The organism is Streptomyces sp. NPDC020807, from assembly GCF_040641575.1.
GTDB lineage: Bacteria > Actinomycetota > Actinomycetes > Streptomycetales > Streptomycetaceae > Streptomyces.
In genome coordinates, this window is the sequence record NZ_JBFADU010000001.1 from 1 (window position 1) to 23,088 (window position 23,088).

At 69.5% G+C, this 23,088-nt stretch carries 16 protein-coding genes; 10 read left to right on the forward strand and 6 right to left on the reverse strand.

Annotated features, from left to right (window positions below):
• The 7 genes from AB0G79_RS00005 to AB0G79_RS00035 form a co-directional block, all read left to right on the forward strand.
• Positions 1–794: beta-ketoacyl reductase (locus tag AB0G79_RS00005; RefSeq protein WP_360797827.1), on the forward strand; the 794-nt coding region annotated here is incomplete at its 5' end.
• Positions 791–6,868, forward strand: coding sequence for an aminotransferase class III-fold pyridoxal phosphate-dependent enzyme (locus tag AB0G79_RS00010; protein WP_360797829.1), 6,078 nt, complete (start codon positions 791–793; stop codon positions 6,866–6,868). The genes AB0G79_RS00005 and AB0G79_RS00010, both read left to right, overlap by 4 nt.
• A 145-nt stretch (positions 6,869–7,013) precedes the next feature.
• Positions 7,014–8,036 (forward strand): 2-oxoglutarate and iron-dependent oxygenase domain-containing protein, encoded by a 1,023-nt coding sequence (locus AB0G79_RS00015; RefSeq protein ID WP_360797831.1) that lies wholly within the window; start codon positions 7,014–7,016, stop codon positions 8,034–8,036.
• Positions 8,033–9,058 (forward strand): 2-oxoglutarate and iron-dependent oxygenase domain-containing protein, encoded by a 1,026-nt coding sequence (locus AB0G79_RS00020; protein ID WP_360797833.1) that lies wholly within the window; start codon positions 8,033–8,035, stop codon positions 9,056–9,058. The genes AB0G79_RS00015 and AB0G79_RS00020 overlap by 4 nt, the downstream gene beginning before the upstream one ends.
• A gap of 67 nt (positions 9,059–9,125) precedes the next feature.
• On the forward strand, positions 9,126–10,262 hold the full coding sequence (locus tag AB0G79_RS00025; protein WP_360797835.1) for a glycine amidinotransferase: 1,137 nt from the start codon (positions 9,126–9,128) through the stop codon (positions 10,260–10,262).
• 21 nt (positions 10,263–10,283) lie between these two features.
• Positions 10,284–12,011, forward strand: a complete 1,728-nt coding sequence (locus tag AB0G79_RS00030) for a carbamoyltransferase C-terminal domain-containing protein (RefSeq protein ID WP_360797837.1) — start codon at positions 10,284–10,286, stop codon at positions 12,009–12,011.
• Positions 12,012–12,046: 35 nt separating this feature from the next.
• Positions 12,047–13,237: a hypothetical protein gene (locus AB0G79_RS00035; protein WP_360797839.1), complete on the forward strand. Its 1,191-nt coding sequence runs from the start codon at positions 12,047–12,049 to the stop codon at positions 13,235–13,237.
• A gap of 82 nt (positions 13,238–13,319) precedes the next feature.
• On the opposite strand, the gene AB0G79_RS00040 is transcribed toward AB0G79_RS00035, so the two are convergent.
• The 3 genes from AB0G79_RS00040 to AB0G79_RS00050 are packed head-to-tail and all read right to left on the reverse strand — an operon-like array spanning position 13,320 to position 15,980.
• Entirely contained in the window at positions 13,320–14,204 is an 885-nt protein-coding gene (locus tag AB0G79_RS00040; RefSeq protein WP_360797841.1) for an ABC transporter permease, read from the reverse strand.
• Position 14,205: 1 nt separating this feature from the next.
• The gene (locus AB0G79_RS00045; RefSeq protein ID WP_360797843.1) at positions 14,206–15,030 is read right to left on the reverse strand and encodes an ABC transporter permease; all 825 of its coding nucleotides are present in this window, start codon (positions 15,028–15,030) and stop codon (positions 14,206–14,208) included.
• Positions 15,030–15,980 (reverse strand): ABC transporter ATP-binding protein, encoded by a 951-nt coding sequence (locus AB0G79_RS00050; RefSeq protein ID WP_360797845.1) that lies wholly within the window; start codon positions 15,978–15,980, stop codon positions 15,030–15,032. The genes AB0G79_RS00045 and AB0G79_RS00050 overlap by 1 nt, the downstream gene beginning before the upstream one ends.
• A gap of 271 nt (positions 15,981–16,251) precedes the next feature.
• Here AB0G79_RS00050 and AB0G79_RS00055 point away from each other — a divergent pair, with 271 nt between their 5' ends.
• Both AB0G79_RS00055 and AB0G79_RS00060 read left to right on the forward strand, forming a co-directional pair.
• Complete coding sequence (locus AB0G79_RS00055; RefSeq protein WP_360797847.1) at positions 16,252–17,520, forward strand: ATP-grasp domain-containing protein; 1,269 nt, start codon at positions 16,252–16,254, stop codon at positions 17,518–17,520.
• 265 nt (positions 17,521–17,785) lie between these two features.
• On the forward strand, positions 17,786–18,745 hold the full coding sequence (locus tag AB0G79_RS00060) for an RsmB/NOP family class I SAM-dependent RNA methyltransferase (protein ID WP_360797849.1): 960 nt from the start codon (positions 17,786–17,788) through the stop codon (positions 18,743–18,745).
• A 63-nt stretch (positions 18,746–18,808) separates the two neighbouring features.
• On the opposite strand, the gene AB0G79_RS00065 is transcribed toward AB0G79_RS00060, so the two are convergent.
• From AB0G79_RS00065 to AB0G79_RS00075, 3 genes are read right to left on the reverse strand one after another with little or no spacing between them, the layout of a single operon-like run.
• Complete coding sequence (locus tag AB0G79_RS00065; protein WP_360797851.1) at positions 18,809–20,053, reverse strand: ATP-grasp domain-containing protein; 1,245 nt, start codon at positions 20,051–20,053, stop codon at positions 18,809–18,811.
• A gap of 48 nt (positions 20,054–20,101) precedes the next feature.
• Positions 20,102–20,887: a 4'-phosphopantetheinyl transferase superfamily protein gene (locus AB0G79_RS00070; RefSeq protein WP_360797853.1), complete on the reverse strand. Its 786-nt coding sequence runs from the start codon at positions 20,885–20,887 to the stop codon at positions 20,102–20,104.
• On the reverse strand, positions 20,884–21,639 hold the full coding sequence (locus AB0G79_RS00075; protein ID WP_360797855.1) for an alpha/beta fold hydrolase: 756 nt from the start codon (positions 21,637–21,639) through the stop codon (positions 20,884–20,886). Before AB0G79_RS00075 ends, AB0G79_RS00070 begins: the two co-directional genes overlap by 4 nt.
• A gap of 181 nt (positions 21,640–21,820) precedes the next feature.
• Between AB0G79_RS00075 and AB0G79_RS00080 the strand changes: the two genes are divergently transcribed.
• Entirely contained in the window at positions 21,821–23,071 is a 1,251-nt protein-coding gene (locus tag AB0G79_RS00080; protein ID WP_360797857.1) for a biotin carboxylase, read from the forward strand.
• Positions 23,072–23,088 lie beyond the last annotated feature (17 nt).

Here is a 23,088-nt window from a genome sequence, read left to right on the forward strand (position 1 = left end):
CGAAGGTACGCGGCGCCGTCGAACTGGACCGCGTCGTCCGCGAACGCGGCACCGCACTCGACTTCTTCGTCGCCTTCTCCTCCGTCGCCGCCCTCCTGGAGGACGGCGGACAGGGCAACTACGCCGCCGCCAACGCCTTCCTGGACGGCCTCATGGCCTCCCGGCGGGCGGCCGGCCTGCCCGGCCTCTCGATCAACTGGGGCCCGTGGGCCGAGGTCGGCATGGCGGCGGGCATGGCGGAGCGGCTCGCCAAGGGCGGCTCGGGAATGATCCCGCCGGACCAGGGCCTGGACGCGCTGCGCGCCCTGCTCGGCGCGCCGGTCGCGCAGATCGGCGTCATGCCGACCGTCCGCGCTCCCCGCCGGGAACAGCCGAGGACGGCACCTCCCGTCGCGGCCGTCTCCTGGCCCGACCGCCTGGCCGAGGCGCCGGCGGCGGAGCGGAAGGACCTGCTCCGCGGGTACCTGGAGCAGCAGCTCATCGGGCTGCTGGAGCTGCCGGCCGGCTACCGCGTCGACGGGCACGCCGCCTTCTCCGAACTGGGCATGGACTCGCTGATGGTCGTCGGCCTCCGCAACCGTCTGCAGAAGGACCTGGACGTGTCCCTCGGTTCGACCGTCGCCTTCAACTACCCCACGGTCGAACAGCTCCTCGGCCACCTCCTGCAGGAACTCGCCCTGGACACGGCCGCCGAGGCCGGCCTGCCCTCCGACCTCGCCCTGGACGACCTCCGGGCGGATGTCGACCGTGAACTCGATCTACTGATCAACGACGACGAGGACCTCACGCCGTGACCGACCGACACGACAGCGCCGATGCCATCAGGCTCCAGAAGGCCCTGACCGCCATCCGCGGTCTGCGTGCCCGGGTCAAGGAACTGGAACGCGACCAGTCACAGCCGATCGCCGTCATCGGCATGGGCTGCCGACTGCCGTCGGCGCCCGATCCGGACGCCTACTGGAACCTCCTGCGCGCGGGCGGCGAGGCGATCGGGGACATCCCGGCCGACCGCTGGGACGTGGAGTCGTACTACGACGCCGACCCGTCCGCCGAGGGCCGCATGTACTGCCGCAGGGGCGGCTTCCTCGACGACGTCGCCGGGTTCGACGCGCCCTTCTTCGGCATCTCCCCGCGCGAGGCCAAGCGCCTCGACCCGCAGCAGCGACTGCTCCTCGAAGTGACCTGGGAGGCCCTGGAGGACTCCGGGCACGACCCCCGGTCCCTCGCCGGCACGAACACCGGCGTGTTCGTCGGCATCTCGGAGGCCGAGTACCTCCAGCAGATGCAGAGCAAGGGCGCGCACTCCACCGAGATGCACGACGTGACCGGCACCGCCCTGAGCGTGGCCGGCGGACGCCTCTCGTACCACCTCGGGCTGCGCGGGCCCAACCTCGCGCTGGACACCGCCTGCTCGTCGGCGCTGGTGGCCACGCACCTGGCGGTGGCCAGCCTGCGCAGCGGCGAGTCCGACATGGCGCTGGCGGGCGGGGTGAGCCTGATGCTGGCGCCGGACGCCTTCGTCGCGTTCTGCAAGGGCTCGGCGCTCGCGGCCGACGGACGGTGCAAGACCTTCGACGCCCGCGCCGACGGCTACGCGCGGGGCGAGGGCGCGGGCATGGTCGTACTGAAGCGGCTCGACGACGCCCTCGCGGCGGGAGACCCCGTCCACGCGGTGATCCGGGGCACGGCGGTCAACCAGGACGGCCGTACGAACGGGCTGACCGCCCCCAACGGGCTCGCGCAGCAGGAGGTCATCCGCAAGGCGCTCGCCGACGCCGGGATCGCCCCGCACGAGGTCGGCTACGTGGAGGCCCACGGCACCGGCACCCAACTGGGCGACCCCATCGAGGTGGACGCCCTGGGCACCGTCTTCCGTGACCGCCGCTCGTCCGGGTCGCTCCTGATCGGCGCCGCGAAGACCAACATCGGGCACCTGGAGGCGGCGGCCGGTGTCGCCGGTCTCATCAAGGCCGTCCAGGTGCTGAAGCACGGGGAGGTCCCGCCCAACCTCAACTTCCACGAGCCGAGCCCGCACATCCCGTGGGCCGAGCTGCCGGTCGAGGTTCCGGTCGAGGTGCGGGACTGGCCCGCCGGCACCCGGGCCGCGGGCGTCAGCTCGTTCGGGTTCAGCGGCACCAACGCGCACATCGTGCTGGAGGCGGCACCGGCGACGCCCCCCTCGGAGCAGCAGAAGCCCGACCGCCCGCAGCACGTCCTGTCGCTCTCCGCGCGTAGCCCCGAGGCCCTGCGCGAACTCGCCGGGCGGTACGCCGAGTTCCTGCGCAGGGAGCCCTCGCCGTCCTTCCCGGACGTGGCGTTCACCGCCGCGTCGGGACGCACCGGCTTCGCGCACCGGCTGGTGGCACCGGCCGCCGACGGGGCCGCCGCGGCCGACCTGCTGTCCGCGTTCGCCGAGGGACGCCGTGCCCGGGTCTCGACCGGGCACGCCACCGAGAAGCCGCCGGTCGCCTTCCTCTTCACCGGCCAGGGCTCGCAGTACGCGGGCATGGGAAGGCTGCTGTTCGACACGCACCCGGGGTTCCGCCGGACGCTGGAACGCTGTGGGGAGATCCTCGACCAGCTGGGCATCCTCGACGCCCCGCTGATCGACGTGCTGTACCCGGAGCCCGGCAGCGCCGCGGAGGGCCTGATCGAGCGGACCTCGCACGCCCAGCCCGCCATCTTCGCGCTGGAGTACGCGCTGGCGACGCTCTGGCAGTCGTGGGGCGTCGAGCCGCGGGCGGTCATCGGGCACAGCACCGGTGAGTACGCGGCCGCCTGCGTCGCGGGCTTCTTCTCCCTGGAGGACGGGCTCAAGCTCGTCGCGCGCCGGGCCAGGCTCATCGAGGACGCGACCTCGGGAGGCGCCACCGCCGCCGTCTTCGCCGCCCCCGACGAGATCGCGCCCGTCCTCGAAGGTCTCGCCGGCCGGGTCGGCGTCGCGGGGATGAACGGACCGCGCGAAACCCTCGTCGCCGGCTTCGCCGACGCGGTCGAGGACGCTCTGGCCCAGCTCAAGGAGCACGGCCACGACGGTCGCCTGCTCAAGATCCCGCACGCTCCGCACTCGCCCATGATCGAGCCCGCGCTGGCCGAGTTCGGACAGGTCGCCGCCGGAATCACGTTCACCGCTCCGCGCATCACGATGATCTCCAATGTGACGGGGGCCCCCGTCACCTCGGTCGACGCCGACTACTGGCGTCGCCACATGCGGGAGCCGGTGCGCTTCTCGGACGGTATGGCCGCACTGGCCGAGCAGGGTCCCGGAGTGCTCCTGGAGATCGGCCCGCAGCCGGTGCTCCAGCTCCTGGGACGGCAGAGCTGGACCGGCCCGTCGGTCCGCTGGCTGTCCTCGCTGTGGGAGGGCCGCGACGACTGGAAGCAGCTGCTGCACAGCGTCGCCGAACTGCACACGGCCGGAGTCGACATCGACTGGGCCGCCTTCGACTCCCCGTACCACCGGCAGCGGGTACCGGTGCCGACCTATCCCTTCCAGCGCTCGCCCCACTGGTTCACACAGACAGAAGGAACGACGGTGTCTCAGCAACCCCTCAACACGGTGCACGGTTCCGACCCGGCCGCGGGAGCCGGACGGCGGGCCCGCATCCTGGCCGATCTGCGGGAGCGGGTCAGCGCTGGGCTGGAGATGACACCGCAGGAGGTCGAGCCGGGGTCCAGCCTCGTCGACCTCGGCGCCGACTCGCTCCTGATGGTGCGCCTCATCCAGGACATCACCGACCTGTACGGGGTGGAGCTCACCGTCGGCCGGCTCTTCGACGACCTGGACACCCTGGAGGCCATAGCCGGACACCTGGACGCCGAGGTCCCCGCCGGGCACCCGCTGCCCGACGACCCGCAGCAGCCGGCGGCGGCCCCCGCGGCGGCCCCGGCCCCGGCGGCTGCCCCGGCGGCGACCGCGGCCGTGGAACTCGTACGGGACACCGTGCGGAACCCGCCCCTCGCCCTTCCCGGCGACCCGGCGGACCAGGACGCGATCAGCCGGCTGATGGCCGCCCAGCTGCAGGTGATGTCCCAGCAGCTCGACGTGCTCACCCGGCACGGGATCACCGCGGGCCAGGCGGCACCGGCCGCGCCCCGGACGGAGTCCGCGGCCGCGCTCGCGCCCGTGCCCGCGCCGAGGCCCGCGCGGAAGAAGGCCGACGCCCCCGCCACGCCGCCGCGCGTCCTCACCGCACGGCAGCAGCGGCACCTGGACGACCTCCTGGAGACGTACAAGAAGCGCACCGCCGGTTCGCTGGCCCGCGCGGTCGACTACCGCGCGCTGCGCGCCGACACCCGGATGCGCTCGGTGCGGCCCGAGACCCGCTCGGTCTCGTACCCGGTCATCGGAGAGCGGGCCCGCGGCTCCCACTTCTGGGACATCGACGGCAACGAGTACATCGACATCGCCATGGGCGTCGGCGTGCTGCTCTGCGGCCACGACCCCGAGTTCGTCACCGAGGCGGTCTCCGACCAGCTGGGCCTGGCGCTCCAGACGGGACCGATCTCCGCGCTCTCCGACGAGGTCGCCGAGCTCATCTGCGAGATGACCGGCATGGAGCGGCTGTTCTTCGCCGTGACCGGCACCGACGCCGTGCGCGGCGCGCTGCGCATGGCCCAGGCGGCCACCGGCCGCAACCGCTTCGTGATGTTCTCCGGCTCGTACCACGGCCAGGACGACCGGGTGCTCGCCCTGCCCGACGTCCTGGGCGACCCCACGCACTCCGTGCCCATGGCGCCGGGCATCTCCCCCAGCGCCGCCCAGGACCCGCTGATCCTCACCTACGGCTCCGCGTCGGCCCTGAAGGCCATCGAGGAGCACGCGCACGAACTGGCCGGCGTCCTGGTCGAACCCGTGCAGAGCCGCAACCCCACCCTCCAGCCCGCGGAGTTCCTCAAGGAGCTGCGCGAACTGACCACCCGTCTCGGCGTTCCGCTGATCTTCGACGAGGTGATCACCGGCTTCCGCGTGCACCCGGGCGGCGCCCAGGCCCACTTCGGCGTGCGGGCCGACCTCGCCGCGTACGGCAAGGTCGTCGGCGGCGGGCTGCCCGTCAGCGTCGTGGCCGGCAAGGCCGAGTTCCTCGACCGGGTCGACGGCGGCGTCTGGGCCGACGGACCGGGCCCCGACCCGGACAGCGAGAAGACCTACATCGGCTCCACCTTCGAGATGCACCCCCTGGCCATGGCCAGCACCCGGGCGATCCTGCGCCACCTGCGGGAACAGGGACCGGAGCTCCAGCGGACGCTGAGTGCCCGCACGACCGCGCTCGCGGACACGCTCAACGCGTTCTTCGAGGCCCAGGGCGTGCCGATCCGGGTGCTCCACTTCGCCTCGGTGTTCCGGTTCGCCTGGAAGGGCAACGCCAGTTACGCGTACCAGCCGCTCGACATCGAGGTGTTCCACTTCCACCTCCTGACCCGCGGCATCTACATCTGGGAGGGCAGGACCTGCTTCCTGTCCACCGCCCACACCGACGAGGACATCGACGGCATCGTCACCGCCGTCAAGGAGTCCATCGCGGCCATGCGTGCGGGCGACTTCCTGCCGCCCGCCCCCGAGAGCGTCCCGCACACCACGGTGCTCGGCGAGGAGCAGCGGGAACTGCTCGCGCTGGAGCGCGGCACGCCGGGCGAGGGCCCCTCCTGGACGGTCCCCGAGGACATCCGGCTGAGCGGACCGCTCGACCTGGCCGCGCTCCGCCGCGCGGCGAACACGCTCGTCGCCCGGCACGAGTCCCTGCGCACGGTCTTCCCCTCCGGGGAGCTGGCCGAGATCAGGCCCGTGACCGCGGTCCCGGTCGAGGTCGTCGACCTCACGGCCGTCCCCGCCGACGAGCAGGACTCCGCGGTCGCGGAATGGTGGCGGGGCGCCATGGACGCCCCCCTCGACACGGCCGAGGGCCCGCTGCTCCGGATCACCGTCCTGAAGCTCGCCGACGAGCTTCACCACCTGACGCTCCTGACCCACCACATCGTCTCCGACGGCTGGTCGGTGACGGTGATGGTCGAGGAGCTGGCGGCGCTGTACACCGCGGAGCGCAAGGGCACGGACGCCGGCCTGGACCAGCCGCTGCAGCACCGTGACTTCGTGGCCTGGCAGCAGCAGCCGCGCCCGGAGCTGGACGCCAAGCTGAAGTACTGGCTGGAGCGGTTCGACGGAGGCTTCCCCGACACCCTGCTTCCGGCCGACCGAGAGCGTGCCGGCGCGCTCACGCACCGTGGCGGACGGATCACCACCACCCTTGGTCCCGAGCTGAGCGCAGCGGTCAAAAGGGCAGGTCGGAGCCACAAAGCGACCCTGTTCATGACCCTGCTCGCCATGTATGGTGTGTTGACCCACAAGCTGACCGGCCAGGACGACGTCGTCATCGGGACGCCTCAGGCCAACCGGCCGTTCAAGGGCAGCGAGACAGTGGTCGGCTACTGCGCCCACTTCCTTCCGGTACGCAGCGAACTCGCCCCGCACGCCACCCTGGCGGACCACCTGCGCCGGACGCGGGACGTGGTCCTGGCGGCCTTCGAGCACCAGGAAGTGCCGTTCAGCCGGCTGCGTGAGGCCACCGGATCGTCGGCGGAGGCGTTCCCGCTCCCGCTGCGCACGGTCTTCAACCTGGACCGGGCCGTACCGTGCCCGGAGTTCGACGGGCTGACGGCCGAGTTCCGCGCGGTTCCCAACCGGTTCGCCCTGGTCGACTTCCGGCTCGACGGTCTCGAATCCGACGGCGGTGTCCGCCTGGACTTCGACTACCGCACGGACCTGTTCGACGAGAAGACCGCCCGCGCCTGGAGCACGTACTTCCAGACGCTGCTCGAAGCCCTGGTCAGCGATCCCGACCAGCGCGTCGACGAGCTGCCGGCCCCCTGACACCGCCCCGCGGTCCCCGCGGTCCCCACACCGACGACGTCGTCCCGGGGGCTCCTGACAGCCGGAGTCAGGAAGCCCCCCGGGCTTCCCCGTCACCCGCAGACCCGCAGACCCGCACCGAAACACAGACGTAGGTAGGGAACGAATGATCCCGGTCATCACGCTCGCCGATCTGGAGGCGCAGCGACCCGAAGCTTTGGAACTCCTCCACACCTCCCTCCGGGAAAACACCCTGGTCCACGTGGACGCCCGCCGTGAGCTCGGCGACTCGTTCTTCCCGGACCTGTACGGACAGACCCGGGCCTTCTTCGCCCTGCCGGAGGCGGACAAGCAGGCCCTGGACATCAACGCGTCGCCGAACTACCGCGGCTACGTCAGCCAGGGCACCGAGTACACCAACGGCGTTCCGGACCTCAAGGAGTCCTTCGAGTTCGGCAAGGAGACTCCGGCGCCCGAGGGCGAACAGCTGCACTGGTACGGCCTGTACGGGGAGAACCAGTGGCCGGCCGAGGAGTCGCTGCCCGGCTTCCGCGCCGTCGTCGACGCCTACTCGGCGGCCATGGACCGGATCGCCCTGGCCACGCTCAGCTGCCTCCAGCTGACGCTCGACCAGCCGATCGATCCGGAGAAGGGCGTCACCGGCGGTGAGCTCTGCTCCTTCTCCCGGCTGATCCGCTACCGCGACCCCAAGGGATTCGGCGCCGAGGAAACCCGGCTGGAGCGGCACACCGACAGCGGCCTGCTCACCATCGGGCTGCAGAACGCGGCCGGCCTGGAGGCCGAGTCCACGAGCGGTGAGTGGCTGAGCGTCGAGCCGCCGGCCGACGTCTTCACCGTCTTTCCCGGTGAGCTCATGGAGATCTGGACGCACGGCTACTACCGGGCGTGCGCCCACCGGGTCCGCAACGCGGCCCTGACCACCGAGCGCCTCTCGTACGCGTCCTTCTTCCTGCCCGACCTCCAGCGCGAGCTGGTCCCGATGGACCGCGCGCTGAGCCCGCGGCTGAGCGGCCCGCTGTCGGTGCCCAGCGCCAACTCCTGGCTGACGGGCACCAGCGAACTGCCCGAGTCCGCGCCCATAGGCCAGCTGGAGTGGGACCGGATGAACGTGATCTTTCCCGGGCGGGAGACCGCTAACACGGGAGCCGAGAAGGGAGAGGTCCTTTGAGCGAGGGCACCGCGGCACAGGCTTTCCAGGAGGTTCCGGTCATCAGCATCGCGGCGCTGGTGACTCCCGACCCCGAGCCCGAAGAGCTCCGGAAGACCGTGGAGCAGATCGGTCAGGCCTGCCGGGACGTCGGCTTCTTCTACATCAAGGACCACGGCGTCACGGCGGAGGACAGCGCCGCGATGTTCCGTGCCTCCCGGGAGTTCTTCGCCCTCCCGCTGGAGGAGAAGATGAAGATCCGGCTCGGCATCACCGAGCAGTTCCGGGGCTTCGTCCCCCTCGGCGGCGAGGTCACCGGCGGCAAGACCGACTGGCACGAGTGCCTCGATCTGCAGCCGCGCTCCGGCCGGAACGCGGACACCATCGCGGCGGCCGCCGCGGCGCGCAGCCGCGACGACCACCCGCTCGACGACCCGGGCCAGTGGCCCCCGGCCCTGCCGTCGTTCCGGGAGACCGTGATGCGGGCCTGGGACCAGCTGTACGGGCTCAGCGCGCGGATCTCCGCCGGCATGGCCCTCAGCCTCGGCCTGGACGAGCACTTCTTCGCTCCGTACCACGGCGACGAGCTGAGCGACCTCCGGATGGTCCACTACCCGCCGTACAACGAGGCCATCGGCAGCACGGCCCCCGAGGCCCTCTCCATGGACGAGGTGGACCACGGCTTCGGTGCCCACGTCGACTACGGGTTCCTCGCGGTGCTCCAGCAGGACGAGGTCGGCGGCCTGGAGGTGCGCAACGCGGAGGGCGACTGGATCCCCGCGCCGCACATCCCGGGCACCTTCCTGGTGAACATCGGCCAGATGATGCAGCGGTGGACCAACGACCGCTACCGGGCCACCTGGCACCGGGTGCAGCTGCCGGGCGCCGTCGACCGCTACTCGATCCCCTTCTTCTTCGAACCCCGCTACGGCGCCGTGATCGAACCGCTCGACGTGTGCTGCGACGCCGACAACCCTCCCCGGTACGAGCCCGTCCAGTTCGGTCCGTACGTGGTGGACCTGTTCTCGAAGGCGTACGACTGAGTCGTCGGCCGACACCGCCAGATCAGTCGAACGCCACTGACACACTCACAGATTGGTACCCGGACAGATGCAGATTTCGTCAGTCGTGAACTCCTGGAACGAATGGGATCCGCTGCAGGAGATGGTGGTCGGCTCCGCCGACAACGCCAACTTCGAGCCGACCGAGCCGGGCAGCCGCCCCTCGATCCGCAACCACCCCGACACCCCGTTCCCGACCGGTCCGAAGTCCAAGCTGGCCATCGACCTGGCCAACGAGGAGCTGCAGGGTCTCGCCGACCTCCTGGAGTCCCAGGGCGTCACCGTCCGCCGCCCCGAGACGCACGACTTCTCGGCGCCCGTGCGCACCCCCGACTTCGAGGTCGAGAACCAGTACTGCGCGGTCTGCCCCCGTGACGTCATGATCACCATGGGCAACGAGATCATCGAGGCCACCATGTCGCGCCGGGCCCGGTACTTCGAGTACCAGCCCTACCGCAAGCTGGTGTACGAGTACTGGAACGCCGACCCGCGCGTCCAGTGGACCACCGCGCCCAAGCCGTCGATGGCCGACGGCATGTACCGCGAGGAGTTCTGGGACTGGCCGCTGGAGAAGCGCCACGCGGAGATGCACTCCTTCGAGTTCTGCATCAACCAGGACGAGGTCGTCTTCGACGCCGCGGACATGAGCCGCTTCGGCCGTGACATCCTCGTCCAGGAATCGATGACCACCAACCGGGCCGGCATCCACTGGCTCAAGCGCCACCTGGAGCCGCGCGGATTCCGCGTCCACCCGGTGCACTTCCCGCTCGACTTCTTCCCCTCGCACATCGACTGCACCTTCGTGCCGGTGCGCCCGGGTCTGATCCTCACCAACCCGGACCGCCCCCTGCGCGAGGGCGAGGAGAAGATGTTCCTCGACAACGACTGGGAGCTGGTGGACGTACCGCAGCCCGTTCTCAGCAACGAGGACATGCCGCAGTACTGCCAGTCCTCCAAGTGGCTGTCGATGAACGTCCTCAGCATCTCGCCGACGAAGGTCATCGTCGAGGCCGAGGAGAAGCCCCTCCAGGACATGCTCTCCGACCGCGGGTTCGAGGTCTTCCCGATCCCGTTCCGCAACGTCTTCGAGTACGGCGGGTCGCTGCACTGCGCCACATGGGACGTCCGACGCGAGGGAACTCGCGAGGACTACTTCCCGAACCTCAACTACACGCCGCTGGTCTGACACTCCACCAAGGGAGCCCCCATGTTCATTCTCGGGATCAACTCGGTCTACCACGAGTCGTCGGCCTGTCTGCTCAAGGACGGAGTCGTGATCGCCGCAGCGGAGGAAGAGCGGTTCAACCGCGTCAAGCACGGCAAGGAAGCCCGTGCGGACAACCCCCACGAGCTGCCGATGAACGCGATCAACTTCTGCCTCGACAAGGCGGGCATCCGCCCCGCGGACGTCGACCACATCACGTGCGCGGCCGACCCGGACGAGATCCAGGCCGTCCTGGACTCCGGCCTGCCCTCGCCCTGGGACAGCGCGGAGAAGCAGGCCGAGTTCCTCGGAAACCTGCCCAACATCCCGAAGAAGCTGACCGAGCTGGGCTTCACCGGCGACTTCCACTGGGTCGCCCACCACACCGCCCACGGCGCGTCCACGTACTTCGCCTCGTCCTTCGAGGACGCGGCGGTGCTGGTCGTCGACGCCCTCGGCGACGACGCCTACTCGACGCGCTTCTACCACGGCAAGGACAACAAGCTGGACTGCGTCCAGAGCGTCCGCTACCCGGCCTCCATCGGGTACCTGTGGGAGCTGGTCTCGGTCTTCGTCGGCTTCGGCGTGTACGACGCCGCCAAGGTGATGGGCCTGGCCGCGTACGGCAACCCCGAGCGGTTCGCCGAGGCGTTCGACAAGCTCGCCTGGACCACCGAAGACGGTGGCTTCGACATGCGGCACGAGCTGCTCAAGTTCAGCGACATCCTGTACTACCCGCCGTCGGCCGACACGTCCGGCCTGGAGTCCGTCCTCGGTGTGCCCCCGCGCCCCGCCGACGCGCCGCTGGAAGACGTCCACCACGACATCGCGGCAGCGCTCCAGGAGAAGACCAACGAGCTCGTCCTGCACATGGCGCGCCACCTGCACGAGCTGACCGGCTCCCGCAGGCTCTGCCTGGCCGGCGGTGTCGCCCTCAACTGCGTCACCAACCAGGTCGCCTTCGAGCAGGGCCCCTTCGACGAGCTGTACGTCCAGCCCGCCGCGCACGACGGCGGTCTGTCGCTCGGTGCGGCCCTGCACGTGTGGAACGACGTCCTGGGCAAGGAGCGCGCTCCCGAGATGCGCCACGCCTACTGGGGCCCGTCCTTCACGGACGAGCAGATCGAGGCCGAGCTCAACAGCCGCGAGGGCCTGGTGTTCGAGCGTGCCGCCGACTTCGAGAAGGACGTCGCCAAGCTGCTCAGCGAGGGCCACGTCATCGGCCTCTTCCAGGGCGGGATGGAGCTCGGCCCGCGCGCCCTGGGCAACCGCAGCATCATCGGCGACCCCCGCCGGCGCGAGATGCGCGACGTGCTCAACCACAAGGTCAAGCACCGCGAGTACTTCCGCCCGCTGGCGCCGAGCGTGCTCAGCGAAGCCGTGCCCGAGTGGTTCGAGGTCGCCAAGGCGACCACGGCGGCCGACTACATGCTGATGGCGTACCCGGCGAAGGCCGACAAGCGCGACCGCATGGGCGCCGTGCTGCACGTCGACAACACGTGCCGCATCCAGGCGGTGCGGGCCGACGTGAACCCCCGGTTCCACGGCATCATCAGCGAGTTCAAGGCTCTCACTGGTGTCCCGATGGTGCTCAACACCTCGTTCAACGACCAGGAGCCGATCATCTGCTCCCCGGCCGACGCGGTGAACACCTTCATGAAGACCGAGATCGACTACCTCGTGATCGGCCCGTTCCTGGTGCGCAAGGCGTCCCCCGGCGCGGCGGCCTGACGCGCCGGTCCATCTGAAAGGCAGGGAGAAGAGCAGTGAAGCTGCACGTCACACGTCTCCAGGATGCGGTCCGCCGCATGGTCGAGGACATCGGTCCCTACTGGGCACCGGGGTCGGCGGACACGCACGCGGCCACCCAGGCGGCTGCCCTTGAGCAGCTCGTGGGCGGCGGCGGCGCCGAACCGGACGAAGTGAAGAAGCACCTGGTGGAGATCACGGTGGCGATCGTCGCCCTCGCCAACACCTACGGCGTCTCCCTGCAGCAGGCCTTCAACGACGCCTCCCTTCCCGTCGACCTGACGGAGGCGTCGTTGTGGGCCGGGAAGCCCGTGGCGCCGGAGGAGACCGCGGTCCGCGTCGCCGAAGCCTTCGCCCCGGTACGCGACACCATGGCCTTCTACCGCTCCGACGCCCGCAAGGGCAGCGACCCGGGCGTCGTGGCCCTGCGCCACTCGGTTCCCGGACTGCTCACCGCCGCCTTCGCCGGCTTCGACTCGGCCGACGACCTCGCCGAGCACCTGTTCCGGCACTTCGACTCGCGGCGCAGGCCGGACGTCCCGGTCGCCTCCGACGAGTTCGACCCGTCGCGGGCGGAGTCGACCGGCATCATGCGTCCCATCCAGATGGAGACCTTCTGTCCGTTCGCGCAGAAGTCGACGCTGTGGGGACCGCCCTCCTACGACGAGAGCCTCTCCTTCGAGGAGAACATGCGGAACTCGCTGCCGAGCGTGCGGCAGTACATCCGGGTGCTGGGCACGGACGTGGTCGACGGCTACGTGTACGCGTTTCCGACACACATATTCGGCGACTCCTTCGACGACCTGCAGCAGCTCTTCCGGAACTTCGTGGAGTTCCTGCACCGCACCATGACGGCGAACGCGCCGGCCGGAATGGACCCGGCCGTCGTGACCGACCCGAAGTGGTTCCTCATCCTGGAGGGAGAGGAATGCTTCATCAGTGTCTTCGCGCCGTGCTACCCGCATGACCATTCGCGGTACATGAATGGCGTCGAGGGCTATTTCCTCTTCATGCTCCAGCCTGAGGCGGCCGTTCTCCGCCAGCTGACGAAGAGCGACTACCACCCGCGTTCGGAGGCCATCCGGTTCCGCTTCAGGGACGGATTCCAGGAGTACACGCTGGCCGATATCGAGATCGACCGGTTCCTGCTTCCGATGCGGCCCGACGAGCCGCCCGTCAAGTGGTACGAGCTGAACCCGACGATCTGAACCGGCTGAATTCGGCACGGGGGAACGGAAAGGGCGGCCAGGACATCGTGTCCCGGCCGCCCTTTCCGTCACCGCCGCACACTCAGCTCAGCAGCAGCTTCTCGATCCGTCGCGAGGACGCGTACAGCCCCAGGGCCGCGAGGACCACGAGATAGGCCACGTGCCCGATCATCGACGGGTCGAGCACGCCCACCGAGAGCCCGCGGGCCAGCTCGATGCCGTGGTAGAGAGGCGAGATCTCGACCAGGACCTGCATCGCCGGCGGGTACACCGACATCGGGTAGAACGTGGTGGAGAACAGGAACATCGGCATCACGGCGACGTGGATGTAGTCGAACTGCGAGGACGACTTCAGGAGCGTCGCGCACACCATGCCGAGCGCCGCGAAGACCGTCGCGACCAGCAGCGCGACCGGGATCAGCAGCAGTGACCACGGCGACGTGGCCAGGCCCAGGGCCGCCATGACACCGAGGAACGCCATGGCGTACATGCCACTGCGCAGCACCGCCCAGGAGATCTCGCCGAGCGCCACGTCCAGCGTGCCCATGGGCGTCGCCAGCATCGCGTCGTACAGCCGGTCGAAGCGCAGCTTGTAGAAGATGCTCAGCGTCTCGTAGACGGCGCCGTTCATGGCGGAGGCCACGAGGAGGGCCGGTGCGACGAAGGCCACGTAGGTGATCGGCCGGCCGCCGGGTCCGGTCACGTCGTCGACCAGCGAGCCGAAGCCCACCTGGAAGGCCAGGAGGTAGAAGAGCGGCTCGAAGACCCCGGACAGCAGGACCAGCCACGCACGGGAGTAGACCAGCGCGCTGCGCATGACCAGGCGGCGGGCGAGTCCGGAGTAGCGGCTGGCCGGCACGATCCGGAGCAGCAGGCCGCCGCTCTCCCGTCGCTTCGCCAGCGCCTCACGGACGGCGGCGATCTCCGGCGAGGTCTCCGGCACCGGGAGCGTTGAGGTATTGCCCATGTCAGAACACCAGCCTGCGATGGAACTGCCGCCTGCCCACGAGGACGCCGGCGACCAGCAAGACGAACAGGAAGAGCGCGTGCCCGAGGGCGGGCAGCAGGGACATCCCCCCGAGGGCGGCGTCGCGAGCCAGCTCGTTGCCGTGCCAGATCGGCGAGATCCAGGCCAGGGGCTGGATGAACCCGGGCAGCCGGTCGACCGGGAAGAACGTCCCGGCGAACAGGGTCATCGGGAGCACCACGAAGCGGTTGAGCGCGACGAAGGCGTGCCCCTCACCTCGTGTCGTGGCCGCGAAGGCCATGACCGGTGCGGCACAGGCGGCCCCGACGAACACCGCGATCGGAAGGGCGAGCAGGACTCCGGGTCCCGTCCAGGCCCCGAGGAACGCCGCGGCGATCCCGTAGATCACGGCGGAGATCGCCAGCCGGATGCAGATCCACAGCAGCTGCGCGTCGAAGAGCTGGTGCGGGGTGATCGGACTCGCGGTGACGGCCTGGTAGTCCTGCTTCCACTTGAAGCCGGAGAGGATCGGGTGGCCGGATTCGTTCACCGCCGTCGCGATGATTCCGCTGATCAGCAGAGCGGGGGCGATGTACTGGAGGTAGGAGACCCCCTCGGTGACCGTCCCGGGCTTGACCTGCGACCCGAACCCGAGGCCCATGGCTCCCAGGAACAGGACGGGCTGCAGCCCCGACGAGTACAGGTTCGCGCGCCAGTAGCGCCGGTACCAGGCCCACTGGCCCTCGATGCGGAGCCCCATGGCGCGCCAGGAGCCGACGACGGTCCCCGTCGCCTCGGAGCGTGGCGGTCGGACGTCGGTAGCCATCAGTCGACCAGCGTCCTGCCGGTCAGGCGCAGGAAGACGTCCTCGAGGGTGGACCTCCGCACCAGCGTGGACAGCGGCTCCACGCCCCGCTCGGCGACCCGGACGGCGGCCGCTTCACCATGGGCCGTGTACAACAGGAGTCTGTCGGGCAGGACTTCGACGCGATCGGCCAGGTCCTCGACCTTCGCCAGGTACTCGCCCTGGGTCCCGGGACGGAAGCGCAGTTCCAGCACCTCACGCGTGGAGTACCGCTCGATGAGTCCGGCCGGAGACCCCTCGGCGACGATCTTCCCGGCGTCCATCACCACGAGCCGGTCGCACAGCTGCTCGGCCTCGTCCATGTAGTGCGTGGTGAGAATGAGCGTGACGCCGCTCTGCTTGAGCCGGAAGAGCCGGTCCCAGAGCAGGTGCCTGGCCTGCGGGTCGAGTCCGGTCGTCGGCTCGTCGAGCAGGACCACCTCGGGGTCGTTGACCAGACCGCGGGCGATGGTGAGGCGGCGCTTCATTCCTCCGGAGAGGGGCTGCACCTCGTCGTCGGCGCGGTCGGAGAGCTGGGCGAACTCCATCAGCTCGACGGCCTTCTCGCGCGCGTGCGCCCGCGAGAGCCCGAAGTACCGCGCATAGACCTGAAGGTTCTGACGTACCGTCAATTCCGTGTCCAGGTTGTCGACCTGGGGCACGATGCCGATCCTGGCGCGAATCTCCGGACCCTGCAGATCCGGATCCATGCCGAGCACCCGGAGATCTCCGCCCGTGCGCGGCGAGGTGGTCGAGATCATCTTCATGGTCGAGGATTTACCCGCACCGTTGGGGCCGAGGAAGCCGAATGCCTCGCCGCGAGGTACGGACAGATCGATACCGCGGACCGCTTCGAATGAGCCAAACTGCTTCTTCAGTCCGCTGGCTCGAATTGCGGTTCCGTCATCGATGTCCCCGTTACTCCTGGCCACAAATCACCACTTTCTCCTCGCGCGAAACGGAACGACCATCCTACAAGCGGCAGTTGAGCACTCGCAAGCAGTGCCGATGTGAGCAATGCGGCAACAACGCGTGCACACCAACGCCTGGATACGGCGCCTTGCCCGGAAGACCTCGGAACGTTCACCAGGACCGCCCTTGTCGGGCCTGCTCACCAGTGTTAACGTGACGGCTGTGAATGTAACGGATGACATCAACTCCCCCTCCCGGACCGGTTATTTCGTCGAAGTCTCCATTCCCGGGATGGAACTCTGGCCGGAACTGCGCAATCGCGCGAGGAGCCTGCGGGAGCATGGCGTCCCTGTTCTCTTCCTCTGCGCACCCGAGTTCGCGTCGGTCTACGAGGAGTGCGCGGACGAGGTCGTCGTCTGCTCCGACGTCTTCTCGGAGGACGCGGTGGTGGAGGCGCTGAGCCCCTACCGCGGAACCATCGACCGCTTCTCGATCATCAACGACAAGATCTGGCCTGTGCAGTTGGGCGCCTCGCGGCGCCTCGGCATCGACTTCCCCGGCTTCGAGGGTCAGCTGAACTGCCGCATCAAGCCCCGCCTTCGGGAGGTGCTGGCCGAGACGCTGCCGCTGCACACCGAGGTCTTCTCGTCCTCGGACCTCACGCGCGAGAACGTGGCCGCGGCGGTGGAGCGACTGGGCGTCCCCTTCGTGATCAAGCCGATCTGGGGCACGGCCAGCGCCTTCGTGGAGATCGTGGACGATCCGGAGCGCGCCTACGACGAGCTGGCCGAGACCTTCGAGAGCCTGCGCGCCGGCCACCCGCACGGTCCGTTCGACGACGGCACCAGGAGGTGGGACCCGCGCAACGAGGTCCTGCTCGAGTCGTTCATCGGCAGCGGTCGCGAGCTGTCCTTCGAGGCCTTCATGCAGGGCGGCGACCTCGTGCCCCTGCTCATCCAGGAGAAGCTGCTCTGGGCGCAGGAGGAGGGCTTCCGACTGGAGACGGCGAACGTCTGCCCGACCCCCTTCGTCTCGGCGGAGGAGGAGGAGCGCATCTGCGACATCCTCCAGGACGCGCTGCGCAAGCTCGGCGTGGACGACACGTTCGTGCACATCGAGTTCAAGTGGGACGGCGAGAAGGCCTCGATCATCGAGGTCAACCCCCGGATCGGCGGTGGCAGCGTCGCCAAGACCCTGATCGCCTGGCTCGACATCGACGTGCGTGACATGGGCCGCAAGCTCCAGCTCGGAGAGGCCCTTCCGCGAAAGTACGAGCGCACCAAGGAGGGGTTCCTCCTCGGGGTATTCGTGAACGCGGTGGAATCGGGAATCTTCAAGGAATACGAAGGCCTGGACTGGGTTCACGCACAGCCCGAGTTCGATTTCGAGCAGAACTACCTGGAGGCCGGCCAGCGCGTGCCGCGCCGCGGGGAGTCGAAGGCCACCCGCGAGGGGTGGATGTACACCTACGACGCGTTCTACCACTGCACGGACGTCGAGCGGATCGACTACCTGCACGAGGAGACGCGAAAGCGCGTCCTGCTGAAGTTCGAGGAGTAGCGGACTTCCCGCACGCGGCATGCACAGAGGGCGGTACCTCCCGGTCCGGGAGGTACCGCCCTCTTGCGTCGCACCGGTCCCTTGTGTGCCACGGAGCACCCGAGATATCCTGAAAGAGAATGTCCACGACCCGCCCGCACCGGCCTCCTCCGTGCCGGCCGCTCGTTGGACGGCCCCCGGGGCGTGGTGCCAAAATGAGAGGCTCATCCCGCGCGGCCAGCCCAAGGTCCCCATCCGCGGGCCGATACCGACAGGAGCCCCAGCCGTGTCCAACGCGCGGACAGTCCAGCAGTTCGAGAAGCGCATGGCCGAGGTCTTCCGGATTCGTCCAGCCCAGGTGAAGGACCTCTTCAGGGGGGCACGGCCCACGTCCATCAGGGTCAACCGCCTCCTCGACGAGGACACGTACCAGGAAACCGTGCGCATCGTACGCGAAAAGGCTCCGAACGCCTTTCCCGTCGATTGGTGCGAGCACACGTTCCTGTGGCCCGAGAACGACGGCTTCGACGACATCCTCCCGATGGCCCACGAAGGCCGCGTCTATTTGCAGAACGCGTCCAGCCTCATTCCGCCCGTCGCTCTCGGCGCGCGCCCGGGAGACAGAATTCTCGATGTCGCCTCGGCCCCCGGTGGAAAGGCATTCCACGTGGCCGCCCGGGTCGGAAACGACTGCAGCCTGTGGCTGAACGACGCGGCGGCTCCCCGGGCCCGCAAGCTGGGCGAGCTCGCGGAGGTGTACGGCGTGAAGTACACCGACCTGACCACGCACCCGGCGCAGTACCTGGACAAGTCGATTCCCGACGAGTCGTTCGACCGCATTCTTCTGGACGTCCAGTGCTCGGGCGAGGGCCGGGTCGACCTGCGCCGTCCGGTGACGCTGCGCTACTGGTCCGAGGAGCGCATCGAGAAGTACAAGTTCCTCCAGACGAAGATGCTCAGCGCGGCCTACCGTCTGCTGCGGCCCGGCGGCGTGATGGTCTACTCGACCTGCACGCTCAGCCCCGAGGAGAACGAGTTCCCGGTCAGCAAGATCCTCCAGCGTCACTCGGACCTCACCGTGGAGCCGCTCGACTTCTCCGAGCCCTCGTTCCTGCCCGGAGTCACGTCGTGGCGGGGCACCAAGTTCGACGAGCGGCTCACGGGCGCGGTCCGGGTGGCTCCGACCGAGACCTTCGAGGGCTTCTTCGTGGCCAAGATCGTCAAGGCCGGGGCCGAGGACGCGTAGTCCCGCCCGGGTCCCGGACACCCGAGCCCCGGTCGGCCCCGGCCGACCGGGGCTCGGTGCGGTTCAGCGCTCCAGCGGATCGATGTCCGCGACGACCTTCTCCTCCGCGAGATCGAGAACGCGCGTGGTCGCGTCCTCGTCCGCGGCGACGGCGACCAGTGCGGCGAGCCGGGGAATCGGGTTCTTCGGCGGCAGGAGCAGCTCCGTCCCCGGCGGGGCCAGCACGGTGGTGTACGCGACGCCGTCCAGGCCGTCGACGTTGCCGAGGTCCACGTTCCGTACCGTGCAGTCGTACGGCGGGTAGACGAAGCGGACCTCCGCAGCGCGGCCCGGCTCCCGGCCTTCCGCCGCCAGCTCCGGCGAGCGCCCGAGGGCTATCTCGGCGGCGGCGCTCACCAGGTCGATGCCCGTGGCCATGCGGCTGATCAGCGGGATCAGGTCCCCGCCGAGCCGGGCGTTCAGCTCGATCAGCCGGGGGCCGTCGGCCGTGAGCCGCACCTCGGCGTGCGTGACGCCGAAGTCCACCTCAAGGGTGCGGTGCGCGCTCTCGACGAGCGCGACGACCTCCGGGGGCAGGGAATCCGCGCCACCGGACGTGACCAGGTGCCCCACCTCCTCGAAGTACGGGGGGAAGCCCACGCGCTTCTGTGCCACGTGGACGCATCGCACCTCCCCGTCGAAGACCACGCTGTCCACGCTGATCTCGGGTCCGTCGAGGAACTCCTCCACCAGAATGCCCTCACCGGCGGGCAGGGTCGCGTACGCGGCCCCGGCGGCCAGGTCGAACGCGGCGCGCACGGCGCTCTCGTCCTCGACCTTCATCACGCCGATGCTGCCGGCCAGGGAACGCGGCTTCATGACCACGGGGTAGCCGAACTCCGCAGCGGCCGAGGCCGCTTCGTCGGCCGAGAACGTCAGCCGGAACCTCGGCGACGGCAGTCCGGCCTCCCGCATCAGCGACCTGGTCGCGTACTTGTCGCGGCAGCGCGTCACCGCGGCGACCGAGGTGTGGGGCAGACCCAGCTCCTCGGCCGCCCGGGCAGTGGCCTCCAGGACCAGTTCGTCCCAGGTGAAGACGGCCGCTCGGCCGCCGGCCGGCGTCATGTCCGTCACCGCGGCGGCGATCGCCCGGGGGTCCGTGCAGTCGACGACCCTGTAGTCGGCCAGGTACGGCCTCTGCCAGGTGGGCTCCGCGGAGAGAACGGCGTTCACTTCGTAGTCGGCGCTGAGGGATTGGAAGGAGTACTCCCGATATGCCTGTCCCCCACTGCCGACCACCGTCAGGCTCGGCTTCTCTCGCTGGGCCATTGCACGTGCTCCTCTGTCTCGCTGTCTTGCTGTTCCCGAGCGCGGCGTTCAGGCCGTGTGCCGTTCGGAGGGGAAGAGCTCCCGGCCGTCCCGAACTCGCACTCGTACTCGATGAAGGCTCATGCCACCATCCACCAAGAATGCGGCGGACGCCATACTTTCCGGTGCCGCATATCCCGCAGGAACTTTCAGCGGCGTCAATTCCACGCGGCTGTCCGGGAGTTCGGGGCGTCCCGGATAGCTGATCAGCCGCGCCATTCCGGACGCCTCGCTCACCTGAACTCCCGGAAGCGGCGTACGCAGCCCGTCGGCCGTCGCTTTGACCACTGCTTCCTTGTATGTCCACCGGCGCAGCAGCCAGTTCTCCCGCGCGCTCCCGGAAACTCCGTCGAATTCCCTCAACTCGTCGTTGCCCAGGGCGCGTCGGAGGACAGCGGCACGCTGTGGCGACAAGGGCGAGGCGGCCTCCACGTCGACGCCGACCGCCGTGCCCTCGCTCACCGCGACGACGACGACGTCCGCCGCGTACGAGACCGAGACGTCCCGGACTCCCTCGACCCGGGGCCGCCCATGCGGAAGGGGACAGTCCGGACAGTTCCGCGTCACCTCGACGTCCCTTGCCTCCGTATCCAGTTGGTGAGCGACGGCGAGACGCAGCAGGGCCGCGGAGACCGTGAAGCGGAGCCGGTCCTCCTCCCTGGAGTACAGATCCCGCCGTACGAGCTCACTCGCTCCCAACAGGGAGCCGAGTCCGGGCATGTAGGACGAGGTACGGGCCCACCAGACCAGGCAGCTGGCCTGACCGCCGTTCCCGCCGGCCACGGCGTGGGTCATTGCGAAAGGTTCGGGACCGCACCGAGCGCCGAGCGGACGTCCCGGACGATGTGCTCCAGCAGGGGTCCGGGGTCTTCACTGAAGTAGAAGTGATCTCCGTCGAGCATGCGTGGACCGATGAAGTTCTCGGACTGGCCCGCCCACTGAGCGAGTTGGCTCTGCGGCGCGTGGGTGTCGCCATGGCCGCCGAACACCGTCAGCGGCAGGTCCAGCGCCGCCCTGCTCAGGTCGGGCTGCCAGGTCTCCACCAGCCGCAGATCCGCCCGGATGAGCGGCCCGAAGATCCCCCACAGGCCGGGGTCGTCCAGCAGCAGGGCCGGCGTTCCGCGCAGTCCGCGCACGTGCTCGCGGAACTGGTCGTCGTCCAGGAGGTGCTTCTGTATCTCGAGAGGCGCGGCACTGGGCGCCCGGCAGGCGGACAGCCCCAGCCACACGGGCGGCGTGCGGCCTTCGCCGATCAGCCGATGAGCCAGCTCGAAGGCGACGATCCCGCCCATGCTGTGCCCGAAGAAGGCGTACGGCACGTCCAGTTCGGGTTCGATCTGCTCCTGGAAGTACCGCGTCAGCGCGTCGAGCTCCGTGATGAGCTGCCGCCCCATCAACTTGCCGTGGCCCGGTGCGTCCATCCAGCGCACGTCCCAGCTCTCGGGAAGCCGGTCCGCCCACCCGTGGTACAGCGCGCTCGACCCCCCGGCGTGATGAAAGCCGAACAGGCGTATCTCGGGTTCGCCGCCCGCCCTGGTCCCGCTCAACGAAGTCCCCTCCCCGCCTGCCGCACCTGCCCTTTGACCCCCCACTTTGCCAGATCACCCCTACGTACGGAGCGCCGCGGGAAGCCGAATCCGTCACGTCAGTGGATCATTGCCACCGCCTGGCGCGGCGGCTAGCTTGAAGCCTGTCGGCGTCACAGGCACCCCAGGAGGTACACCGACCATGTCCGATGCGTGGAACACGGATGCGGGAGCACGCCCCCATGTCGTCGTGATCCATCGCTGGCGTGATCGGTATGCCCGTTACGGCACGTACATCGACCACGAGGAACATGCCGTCACCTATGTGACGACCGAGGTGGGAAGGGGCGGGATACCCGATTCCGCCGCCGAAGTCGCCCTGGTGGAAGCCACCGACGACCTCTCGGCGGTCCGCGAGGCCGTCCGCGGACTGGCCCGGAACCACGGGATGCCGAAGGCTGTCATCGCCCTCAAAGAGGACGACCTGCTCATAGCTGCCCAACTCCGTTCAGAACTCGGACTTCCGGGGCAGACCCCGGATGAAGTGGCTCTCTTTCGCGACAAATTGCTCATGTGTGGCCGGGTCGAGGCGGCCGGGCTTCCGGTTCCCGCGTTCGCCGCGGTGTCCGGCCCCGAGGACGTGGAGGCGTTCGCCGCACGCCACGGTTGGCACCTCGTCCTGAAGCCCACGCAGGGAAGCTCGAGCGCGGGCGTCCGCGTGCTGGACCACGCCGATCAGCTCTCCGGGATACGTTGGGCCGAAGAGGCCCCTCTGATGGTCCAGGCGCGGGAGACCGACCCCATCTACCACGTGGACGGGCTGCTCAGGGAGGGCCGCCTCGAGATCTGGCGCGCCTCTCGCTACGTGAACACGTGCCTGGGCTTCCGGGACGGTGACTACCTCGGTTCGGTCGAGGAGGACGACCCCGCGATCCTCTCCGCCATAGGAACGGCGTCCGAGGGTTTCCTCTCCGCGCTGACCGGCGGCTCGACCGTGTTCCACCTGGAGGTGTTCGTCGGAGTCGGCGCCGACGGCGGGGTCCGCTGCACCTTCCTCGAAGTCGGCGCCCGGGTGGGCGGGGCGGAGATCCCCTTCATCTGGCGCGACGTGCACGGCTACGACCTGATGGAGGCGGCCTTCGCCCTCCAGTTGGGCGAGCAGCCCGCCAAGGGACCGTCGCGCAGCGAGGGAGTCGGCGGATGGCTCCTCGTCCCGGCACCCGCGGAGCGCCCCTGCCGCATCGTGGAAGCCACGTCGATGACGGGACGCGCATCGGGTCCGTACGCCGAATCCCTCCTCGCACCCGGCGAGATCCTGCCCGCCGCGGATGCCTATTACGAGCATGTCGGCGGCCGCTTCAGGTTCACCGGCGCGACGAGCGCGGCCGTGGAACAGTCCGTCCACGACACGGCGCGGGACTTCCGTGTCGCCGCGGAGCCTTGCGAGGCGTAGGGCCCGTGCGTCGCCTG